This window comes from Skermanella sp., from assembly GCF_059503625.1.
In genome coordinates this window covers 1-9,120 of sequence record NZ_JCACHA010000812.1, presented here as the reverse complement: position 1 = coordinate 9,120, position 9,120 = coordinate 1, and the positions used below count along the sequence as shown (strand labels likewise).

Annotated in this window: 9 protein-coding genes; 5 read left to right on the top strand and 4 right to left on the bottom strand. The window is 65.9% G+C overall.

Translation table 11 applies throughout. The features are described 5' to 3' along the window. Positions 1-698, bottom strand: a 698-nt coding sequence (locus AC5JJ6_RS28940; protein WP_496045380.1) for a cation:dicarboxylate symporter family transporter, incomplete at its 3' end; no start/stop codon positions are given. A gap of 381 nt (positions 699-1,079) precedes the next feature. Here AC5JJ6_RS28940 and AC5JJ6_RS28935 point away from each other — a divergent pair. The 5 genes from AC5JJ6_RS28935 to AC5JJ6_RS28915 all read left to right on the top strand — a co-directional run bounded on the left by AC5JJ6_RS28935 (position 1,080) and on the right by AC5JJ6_RS28915 (position 5,570). Next, the gene (locus AC5JJ6_RS28935) at positions 1,080-1,982 is read left to right on the top strand and encodes a heme/hemin ABC transporter substrate-binding protein (RefSeq protein ID WP_496045379.1); all 903 of its coding nucleotides are present in this window, start codon (positions 1,080-1,082) and stop codon (positions 1,980-1,982) included. Further along, a complete protein-coding gene (locus AC5JJ6_RS28930) occupies positions 1,979-3,037 on the top strand; it encodes a FecCD family ABC transporter permease (protein ID WP_496045378.1) in 1,059 nt (352 codons plus the stop codon). Before AC5JJ6_RS28935 ends, AC5JJ6_RS28930 begins: the two co-directional genes overlap by 4 nt. Beyond that, positions 3,034-3,828 (top strand): heme ABC transporter ATP-binding protein, encoded by a 795-nt coding sequence (locus AC5JJ6_RS28925; protein ID WP_496045377.1) that lies wholly within the window; start codon positions 3,034-3,036, stop codon positions 3,826-3,828. The genes AC5JJ6_RS28930 and AC5JJ6_RS28925 overlap by 4 nt, the downstream gene beginning before the upstream one ends. A 16-nt stretch (positions 3,829-3,844) precedes the next feature. Continuing rightward, positions 3,845-4,282 (top strand): hypothetical protein, encoded by a 438-nt coding sequence (locus AC5JJ6_RS28920; RefSeq protein WP_496045376.1) that lies wholly within the window; start codon positions 3,845-3,847, stop codon positions 4,280-4,282. 226 nt (positions 4,283-4,508) lie between these two features. Then, positions 4,509-5,570 (top strand): zinc-binding metallopeptidase family protein, encoded by a 1,062-nt coding sequence (locus AC5JJ6_RS28915; RefSeq protein WP_496045375.1) that lies wholly within the window; start codon positions 4,509-4,511, stop codon positions 5,568-5,570. Positions 5,571-5,751: 181 nt separating this feature from the next. On the opposite strand, the gene AC5JJ6_RS28910 is transcribed toward AC5JJ6_RS28915, so the two are convergent. The 3 genes from AC5JJ6_RS28910 to AC5JJ6_RS28900 are packed head-to-tail and all read right to left on the bottom strand — an operon-like array spanning position 5,752 to position 9,004. Then, positions 5,752-6,141: a Rieske (2Fe-2S) protein gene (locus AC5JJ6_RS28910; protein WP_496045374.1), complete on the bottom strand. Its 390-nt coding sequence runs from the start codon at positions 6,139-6,141 to the stop codon at positions 5,752-5,754. 20 nt (positions 6,142-6,161) lie between these two features. Continuing rightward, on the bottom strand, positions 6,162-8,603 hold the full coding sequence (gene nirB, locus AC5JJ6_RS28905) for a nitrite reductase large subunit NirB (RefSeq protein ID WP_496045373.1): 2,442 nt from the start codon (positions 8,601-8,603) through the stop codon (positions 6,162-6,164). A gap of 50 nt (positions 8,604-8,653) precedes the next feature. Further along, positions 8,654-9,004 carry a hypothetical protein gene (locus AC5JJ6_RS28900; RefSeq protein ID WP_496045372.1) on the bottom strand — a complete coding sequence of 117 codons (351 nt, stop codon included), beginning with the start codon at positions 9,002-9,004 and terminating at the stop codon, positions 8,654-8,656. Positions 9,005-9,120: the final 116 nt, after the last annotated feature.

The window sequence follows — 9,120 nt, the reverse complement described above, 5'->3', positions numbered from 1 at the left end:
CCCAGCGACAGCAGCGAGCCGACGCCGTACTTGCCGATGGTGAAGGCCATCGCGCCGAAGGCGCCGATCGGGGCGACCTTCATCACGATGCCGACGATCTTGAAGAAGACGTGGGCACTCTGGTCGATGATGCCCAGCAGCGGCTTGCCGCGCTCGCCCAGGCTGAACAGCGCGAAGCCGAACAGCAGCGCTATGAACAGCACCTGAAGGATCTCGCCCTCGGCGAAGGCGCCGACCACCGTGCTCGGCACGATGTGCATGATATAGGCGATGGTGCCCTGCTCGGCCGCCTTCGACGTGTAGGCGGCGATCGACTTGGTGTCGAGCGAGGCGACGTCGACGTTCATGCCGGCGCCGGGCTGCCACAGGTTGACGACGACGAGGCCGATGATCAGGGCCAGGGTCGTCATGATCTCGAAGTAGATCAGCGCCTTGACGCCGACCCGGCCGACCTTCTTCATGTCCTCCATGCTGGCGATGCCATGGACGACGGTGCAGAAGATGATCGGGGCGATCAGCATCTTGATCAGCTTGATGAACAGGTCGCCCAGCCACTTCATGCTTTCGCCGAGCTGCGGGTAGAAATACCCCAGCAGCACGCCAAGGACGATGGCGACCAATACCTGGAAATAGAGATGGTGATAGAACTTCTTGTGAGAAGCTGGCGCGGCCCCGGCCGCGCTTACGGTGGCCTGCATGGTGGTTTCTCCCTCACTGAGGCTTCTTGCTTAACGATCGGTCTGGCGCCTCTGTCAGCAGGTTCCGTGCCACATTGATGCAGCCTCAGATATGAAGGGTCGATTGCGCTAAGCGATTGACGCAAAACACCTATGCCGGAGGCACTTGGCTGGGCCCGCCAGCACCGTTCCGGAATTCCGCACTGTGCCCGCCGATCGTGTCCGGTTGACCGGAAGGCCGAAGTCCGCAATTCGCCGCCACCCGCCGGAACGAATTACCCTTTCCGAACTCGACGCCCAAGCATCAGCCACCTTGTAAGTGAGAACGATTCTCACTATCAATACAGTCGAGGGCCTGACCGTGAGAGCGGCACGGCCGAGGCCGTTGCAAGAGGGTCGATCATGATGAAGTTCATGACTTTGCTGGCAGCGCTCCTGCTCCTGGCGCCGCCGGCGTCGGCGCAGACTTCCCCCCAAGCCGCCGGACGTATCGTTTCGGTCGGCGGAGCGGTCACCGAGATCGTCAGCGGACTGGGGCTGGGCGACAGGCTGGTCGCCGTGGACAGCACCAGCCTTCATCCGCCGGAAATGCGCGCCCTGCCCCAGGTCGGCTACATGCGCGCCCTGTCCGCCGAAGGTGTCGCGGCCCTTCACCCCGACCTTGTCCTGCTGAGCGACAGTGCCGGGCCGCCCGCCGCCATCGAGCAGATGCGCGGGCTTGGGATACCGCTGAAGCTTATCCCGGACCGTCCGACACCGGACGGGGTCGCCGACAAGATCAGGGCGGTCGGCGCCGCCCTCGGCAGGCAAGGCGAGGCTGAAACCATGGCGAGGGAAACCACCGACCGTCTCGCCTCCGTCAGCCGCGTCGTAGAAAAGGCCGCCGGACGCCCCAGGGTCCTGTTCCTGATGGGGCTGGGCCGCGGCGCGCCGGTCGCGGCCGGCCGGAACACGGCGGCCGATGTGGTGATCCGGCTGGCGGGAGGCATCAATGCCATCGACGGCTACGATGGCTACAAACCGGCTTCGGGCGAAGCGATCCTGGATGCGGCGCCCGATGTCCTGCTGCTTCCGGCCGAAGCGGTGGATGCAGCGGGCGGACGCGACGCCGTCCTGGCATTGCCCCAATTCGCCGGCACCCCGGCGGCCTTGAACGGCCGGCTGGTCGCCATGGATACCCTGTACCTGCTGGGCTTCGGTCCGCGCCTGCCCGATGCGGTGGCCGACCTTGCGCGGGCGCTGCATCCCGAACTGGATCAGGATCTGGCGAACGATGCCGCCCCCAGGCCGGGCGGACGGTCATGACCTCGCTGCCGATGCCCAACTCCGCATGGACAGGGCGCTCCCGGCACGCCGGCGTCCTGGCGTTGCTGTCCGTGCTGGCCGCGGTCGCCGTCATCGCCAGCCTCGGCGTCGGCGCCTCGGCGATATCGCCGGGGACCGTGTTGCGGACGCTGCTTCACACGGCGGACGCCAGTCCGCGAGACGCGGCGATCGTGCTGCATCTCCGGCTGCCGCGAACGCTGCTGGGTTTCGGGCTGGGTGCGGCGCTGGCCGTCAGCGGAGCGCTGATGCAGGGCTTGTTCCGCAACCCGCTGGCCGATCCTGGCCTGATCGGGGTGTCGGCGGGAGGAGCCATGGCAGCCGTGGCGGTAATCGTCCTGGGTGTCCCTGCCTTGCTGGCCGGAACCGTCGGCCCGTTCGCACTGCCGCTGGCCGCCTTCGCCGGCAGCCTTTGCACCACGCTGATGATCCAGCGCATCGCCAGCGACGATGGCAGGACCGATGTCTCGACCCTGCTGCTGGCCGGCATTGCGATCAACGCCGTCGCGGGGGCCGTGACCGGCTTCCTGATCTTCGGCAGCGACGACCGGCAGTTGCGGGACATCACGTTCTGGTCGATGGGATCGCTGGGCGGGGCCACCTGGACGACGGTGCTCGGTCTGGCGCCTTTCGCCGCCGGCGCCGTCTTCGCGGCCAGCCGCTGGGCCGGCGTGCTCGACGCCCTGCTGCTGGGCGAACGGGAGGCCGGCCTGCTGGGCTTCGACGTCGAACCCGCCAAGCGCCGCATCGTCATCGCCACCGCTGCCGCCGTCGGGGCGGGCGTGGCGGCGGCCGGCGTGATCGGCTTCGTCGGCCTTGTCGTGCCGCATCTGGTCCGGTTGGTGGCGGGCGCCGGCCACCGGCTGCTGCTGCCGGCTTCCGCACTGCTGGGCGGCACGCTGATGCTGTGCGCGGATATGCTGGCCCGCACCGTCGTCATTCCGGCGGAACTGCCGATCGGACTGGTCACCGCCCTGCTCGGCGGTCCGTTCTTCCTGTGGCTGCTGATCCGCCGGCGGCGGAGCTTCCCGCCATGATCGAGGCCGAAGGCGTCAGTCTGCGCCGGGGCGGAAGGTTCGTCGTCGACGAGGTGTCCACCTCGATCCGTCCCGGCACGCTGACCGCCGTGCTGGGACCGAACGGGGCCGGAAAATCCTCCCTGGTCCGGCTGCTGTCGGGTGAAGCGGCGCCCGACTTCGGGAAGGTCACCCTGGACGGACGCGACCTGAAGCGCTGGGACCGGCGGGACCTCGCCCGGCGCCGCGCCGTGCTGTCGCAGTCGGTATCGCTGACGTTTCCGCTGAGCGTCGAGGAGGTGGTCATGCTGGGACGGGCGCCGCACCGGGCACGTTCCACCAGGGCCGCGGACATGGCCGCCGCCGAGGCGTCGCTGAAGGCGGCCGACGTCTGGCATCTGGCCGGACGCGCTTACCCGACCTTGTCGGGCGGCGAGCGCCAGCGCGTCCAGTTCGCCCGCGTCCTCGCCCAGCTGGAAGACGGCGGGCAATCCGGAACCCGGTACCTGATCCTCGACGAGCCGACTTCCAGCCTGGATATCCGCCATCAGGCCCGGCTGCTCGGTCTGGCCGGCAGTTTGGCCTGCAAGGGCTGGGGCGTCCTGGCCGTTCTGCACGACGCCAATCTTGCCGCCATCCATGCCGACACCGTCGTCCTGCTCCACGAAGGCCGCATCCTGGCGTCCGGCGATCCCTGGAGCGTCATGACCCCGGACCGTCTGACGGAGACCTTCGACCATCCGGTGCTGGTATCGCGGCGGGACGATCTGGACCGCCCGCTGATCACTCCCGCCGCCGGCACCGCCAGCTAGGAAGAGCATCGTCATCATGAAGACCTGCGCCGCCGCAGCGCCGGCCGCCTGGAGCATCCACGACCTGAAGCCGTCGGAGCGTCTTGTTCTCTGGAGCCTGCGCTATTGGACCGCCTGCAAACGGCAAAGCAAACCCTGCGGCGACCTGCTGCGGGAGGTCTACGCCAACAACGGCATGACCGGCGCCGCATCCCAGCTCGGTGCGTTGATGGATTTGGTCAATGCTACGGCCCGAACACCACTCGGTATCCGATGCACCGCCTGCCCGCTGCTGTCAGCGGACGAACGGGCGATCCTCGACGCGGTCGCCAGTGCAGCGGAGCGCCGGCTGAAGGCGGCCGGCGATATCCTGGAACGCTGGTTGCCGGCTCCTAGTGTTCGGGTTGCGCTGATCATGATCGAAAATTTCGCACTTACTATAACGAGTCCCGGTACCGGACAATCATCGGCATAATTAATGTGCAATACCTTGTTCAATTCGGAACAGCCTATCGATCTGCCCTAAACCTTTATTGAGCAGTATTGCAGTCGGCGCATTCCTGTTGCTTGAATTTCATTTGTCAACGCTGGAACACGCCGCACCGATGGCGTGTTGCTCGGCAACTGTTCGCGGAGGCGAGAGCCGCAATCCATGGTGCTGCCAGCCAGCCGCGATCGAAATCAGGCAAGGCTAGAGTGCTATGAAGCTGTTTGAATGCCAGAGCTGCGGTCAGCCGCTCTACTTCGAGAACACGGTCTGCGAAAGCTGCGGGCACCGGTTGGGCTACATCCCGGACATGAACACGGTGTCGGCGCTGGAGCCGGAAGGCGACCAGTGGCGGGCGCTGGCCTCGTCCGGCCAGCTCTACCGGTTCTGCCAGAACGCCGAGCTGGACGCCTGCAACTGGCTGATCCCGGCCGACCATACCGAAACGCACTGCGCCGCCTGCCGCCATAACCGGACCATCCCAGACCTGTCCGACGCTGAGAACATGGCGCGGTACCGCAAGCTGGAGATGGCCAAGCATCATCTGTTCTATACGATGATCAAGCTGAAGCTGCCGCTGAAGAACCGGATCGACGATCCGCAGGGTGGGCTGGCCTTCGATTTCCTGTCCGATCAGGTCGACGCCAACGGCAACGTGACCGCCGTGCTGACCGGCCACGACGAAGGCCTGATCACGATCAACGTCGCCGAAGCGGACGATGCCGAGCGCGAGAAGCGGCGCACCCAGATGGGCGAGCCGTACCGGACGCTGCTGGGCCACTTCCGCCACGAGGTCGGCCATTACTTCTGGGACAAGATCGTCCGCGACTGCGGCGAGGAAGCTTTGGAAAAGTGCCGCGCCGTCTTCGGCGACGAGCGGGAAGACTACGGGCAGGCGCTCCAGCGCCATTACAGCACCGGCGCCCCGCCCGACTGGCAGAACAACTTCGTCAGCACCTACGCCACCGCCCATCCGTGGGAAGACTTCGCGGAGACCTGGGCGCATTACCTTCACATCGTCGATACGCTGGAAACCGCCCGCTCCTTCGGCATCAAGGTCAGGCCCCGGATCAAGATCGGCCACGAGCTGGAGGCGCAGGTGGATTTCGATCCGCACAAGGCCAAGAACATCGACGAACTGATCGATAACTGGCTGCCGCTGACTTACGCGGTCAACGCCCTGAACCGCAGCATGGGCCAGCCCGACTTCTACCCGTTCATCCTGTCGCCGGCGGTGATCGCGAAGCTTGGGTACATGCACGAGCTGACGCACTGAGGGATGGTGATTGAATGAGTGGTGAGGGGAGTGACGCTTTGTCCCCTCACCCTCACCCTCACCCTAACCCTCTCCCTCAGGGAGAGAGGACAGGCCCCAGTGTGGTGGCGTTCCTTAGGGGAAAGATTCCCTTGCCCTGAGGGAGAGGGCTAGGGTGAGGGGCGCAAAGCATCAACTCCCCTTAAGCCGGCGGCGAGGTCCCCGTCCCGATATCGCTGACCATCGTCCCGGCATCCGGCATCGCCGTCACCTCTTCCCCGTCATCGACCTCGACCATGACGGTGCCGTCCGGCTCGACGCTGGCGCTGTAGATCTTGATGCTGCAGTTGCCGTTCAGCGACGATCCCGTCTTCAGGTCGAACAGCCAGTCGTGCAGCGGGCACACCAGCGCATGCCCGCCCAGCAATCCGTCGGCCAGCGGCCCCGCCCGGTGCGGGCAACTGGCCTGGGTGGCGAAGACGCCGCCGTCGCGGGTGCGGAAAACGGCGACCTTGCGGTCGCCCAGTTTGAAGTTCCGGCCTTCTCCCGCCGGGAGAAGGTGGAGCGGTCCCAGGGAATAGCGTTCGGCCATTATTCAACCCTCCACAGGTACTAGGGCACGGGTATCAGGGATGAGAACTGGTGGCTGGTCGCGGGCGCGTCGCGTTCCAGCCAGGGATCGACATAGGCGTCGATCGATTCCTGGATCGACTGGTCCAGCCGGGCGCAGATGCCTTCGCTGTCATCGACCACGATGGACTTCAGCTTCGCCATGCCGACGCGCTCGACATAAGCGTAGGTTCGCTCCTTCCACTTCGCGGTCTCGCGGTAGTACTGGATGAAGCGTCCCATCACGCTCAGCGCCTCGTCGTGGCTGCCGACCACGCAGAGCAGGTCGCCCTTGCGGATATGCGCCCCCGCCGCACCGCCGACATAGATCTCCCACTTGCCGTCGCCGATGGCGACCGCGCCGATATCCTTGACGTAGGCTTCGGAACAGTTGCGCGGGCACCCCGCCGTCGCCAGCTTCAGTTTTCCAGGGCTGTCGATGCCCCGGAAGCGGTTCTCGATCCTGGTCGCCAGCGCCATGCTGTCGCCCAGGCCGAAGCGGCAGTAATCGGTGCCGATGCACGACTTGCAGGTCCGGTAGCTCTTGCCCCAGGCGTGCCCCGCCGGCATGCCGAGATCGCGCCAGACGCCCGGCAGGTCGTCGCGCGGGACGCCGACTAGATCGATCCGCTGCCCGCCGGTCAGCTTGACCAGCGGCACGTTGTACTTGACCGCCACGTCGGCGATCCGCTTCAGTTCGTCCGGGGTGCAGACGCCGCCCGGCATCTCCGGGATGACCGAGAAGGTGCCGTCCTTCTGGATGTTTCCGTGCATCCGGTCATTGATGAACCTGGCGTCGCGCTCGTCCTCGTACTCGCCCTTCCAGATCATCGACAGCAGCACGGCAAGACCGGGCTTGCTGCCGGGGTCTTCCTTGCCGCCGGCCAGCACCTTGAAGACCGACGATACCGACTTCAGGCCATTGGCCTTGATGGCGTCGATCAGCTCGTCCGTCGGCAGGGGAACGCCGGGAACGTAATAGTGGATCGACGGGTCTTCCTCGACCTCGCCGCCGGCGTAGAACTCGACCAGTTCATTGATAAGGCCCTTGCACGAGCCGCAGCCCATGCCGCCGCGCGTCGCCTTCATGACAGCCGAAGCGCTCTTCATCCCGCCGGAAACGCAGGCGCCGATGGCGCCCTTGGTGACGCCGTTGCAGTTGCAGACCTGGGCCTCGTCCGGCATCTCGTCCAGCGTGACCTTTTCCGCCGGAGCGCCGATGTCGAACAGCAGCGACAGCCGCTCTTCCGGCAGGGGAGTGTCGCGGTCGAACGCCTGCATCAGATAGGCGGCCTTGCTGATATCGCCCATCAGGATGCCGCCGACCAGCCTGCCGTCGCGGACGATCAGCTTCTTGTAGGTGCCGCGTTTCGGCTCGGTGAACTGGACGACCTCGTCGCGCTCCTCCGCCGGTTCGGTGATGCCCATGGCCGCGACCTCGACGCCCATCACCTTGAGCTTGGTCGCCAGCTTGGAGCCGTGATACGCGGCGTCCCGGTTGCGCCCGGTGATGTTCTCGGCGAAGACCTTCGCCTGATCCCACAGCGGCGCCACCAGCCCGTAGACCCGCCCCCGGTGCTGGGCGCATTCGCCGACGACGTAGACGGTGCTGTCATCGACCGAGCGCATCTTGTCGTCCACGACGATGGCGCGCTCCACCGTCAGTCCCGCGCGCATGCCGATCTCGGCATTGGGCCGGATGCCGGCGGAGACGACGACCATGTCGCAGTCCAGGGTAGTGCCGTCCTTGAAGGTAAGGCCGGTGATCTTCTCCCCGTCATGGGTAACGGCTGATGTCGCTTTCTTCAGATGGACCGTGACGCCCATCGCTTCCATCGACGCCCTCAGCATGGCGCCGGCCGGGCCGTCCAACTGCTGTTCCATCAGGTGGTTGCCGATATGGATGACGTGGACGGCGCAGCCATGGTTGATCAGGCCGCGCGCCGCTTCCAGCCCCAGCAGGCCGCCGCCGATCACGGCGGCTTGCGTGCTCTTCTTCGCATGGGCGATGATGCCGTCGCAGTCGTCCAGCGTGCGGAAGGCGAAGACGCCGTCACGCAGCTTGCCGCCGGGTCCCGTCATGCCCTCGACCGGCGGGATGAAGGCGCGGCTGCCCGTCGCGATCAGCAGGTAATCGTAAGGGACATGGACGCCGGCGGCGGAGCGCACCGTCTTGGCGGCGCGGTCGATGTCGGTGACCGGCGCTCCGCTGTGCAGGGTGATGCCGTTCTCGGCATACCAGTCCAGCGGGTTCATCACGATCTCGCCGGGGTCCTGGCTGCCATTGAGGACGTTGGACAGCAGGATGCGGTTGTAGTTGCCGTAGCGTTCGTCGCCGAACATCGTGATGTCGAACATGTCGGCGCCGCCCCGGGCGAGCACTTCCTCCACGGCTCGGGCGCCCGCCATGCCGTTGCCGATCACGACCAATTTCCGCTTGCCCATGGCTTACTCCAGAGAAGATGGCAGGAAAGGGGCTTGAAGACCTGAAGGCGTCAGATTTCCATCAGGCCGATGTCGAGCACGACCGTTCCGGCCGAGCCTTCCGGGGCGGCGAAGAAGATCTCCAGCTTGGTGTCCGGAAACAGGTCCTCGACCACGGCGAGCGGAACGTGGGTGCAGGCTTTGGCCCCGATCGGGAAGTAGCGCATGGGGGCGCCGTTCTTGGTCAGGACCAGATAGACCAGTTCATCCAGCGAATTGCCGGCGCGTAGGTAGATCAGTTGGGTGCGCTTGTCGGAGGGGACGGTGTAGGCCAGCGCAGGGTCAAGCTCGGCCGGACGGCCGAGGCCGCGCCCCTCGAAGTCGAAGACGCCATTCAGGAAACGGGGCGTGGAATCCATCATGTCTTGTTTATCCCGAAGGTCACAGAGGGGGTGGATAGAGATGCGGAATTCAGTGACTGGGAGGCGCATCGGCTTTCTCGATGCGGACCGCGCAGGCCTTGAACTCGGGGATGCGT

Coding starts and splice junctions, on each gene's coding strand:
- AC5JJ6_RS28920 (WP_496045376.1), top strand. CDS start 3,845: ATGAAGACCTGCGCCGCCGCAGCGCCGGCCGCCTGGAGCATCCACGAC.
- AC5JJ6_RS28935 (WP_496045379.1), top strand. CDS start 1,080: ATGATGAAGTTCATGACTTTGCTGGCAGCGCTCCTGCTCCTGGCGCCG.
- AC5JJ6_RS28915 (WP_496045375.1), top strand. CDS start 4,509: ATGAAGCTGTTTGAATGCCAGAGCTGCGGTCAGCCGCTCTACTTCGAG.
- nirB (WP_496045373.1), bottom strand. CDS start 8,603: ATGGGCAAGCGGAAATTGGTCGTGATCGGCAACGGCATGGCGGGCGCC.
- AC5JJ6_RS28925 (WP_496045377.1), top strand. CDS start 3,034: ATGATCGAGGCCGAAGGCGTCAGTCTGCGCCGGGGCGGAAGGTTCGTC.
- AC5JJ6_RS28900 (WP_496045372.1), bottom strand. CDS start 9,004: ATGATGGATTCCACGCCCCGTTTCCTGAATGGCGTCTTCGACTTCGAG.
- AC5JJ6_RS28930 (WP_496045378.1), top strand. CDS start 1,979: ATGACCTCGCTGCCGATGCCCAACTCCGCATGGACAGGGCGCTCCCGG.
- AC5JJ6_RS28910 (WP_496045374.1), bottom strand. CDS start 6,141: ATGGCCGAACGCTATTCCCTGGGACCGCTCCACCTTCTCCCGGCGGGA.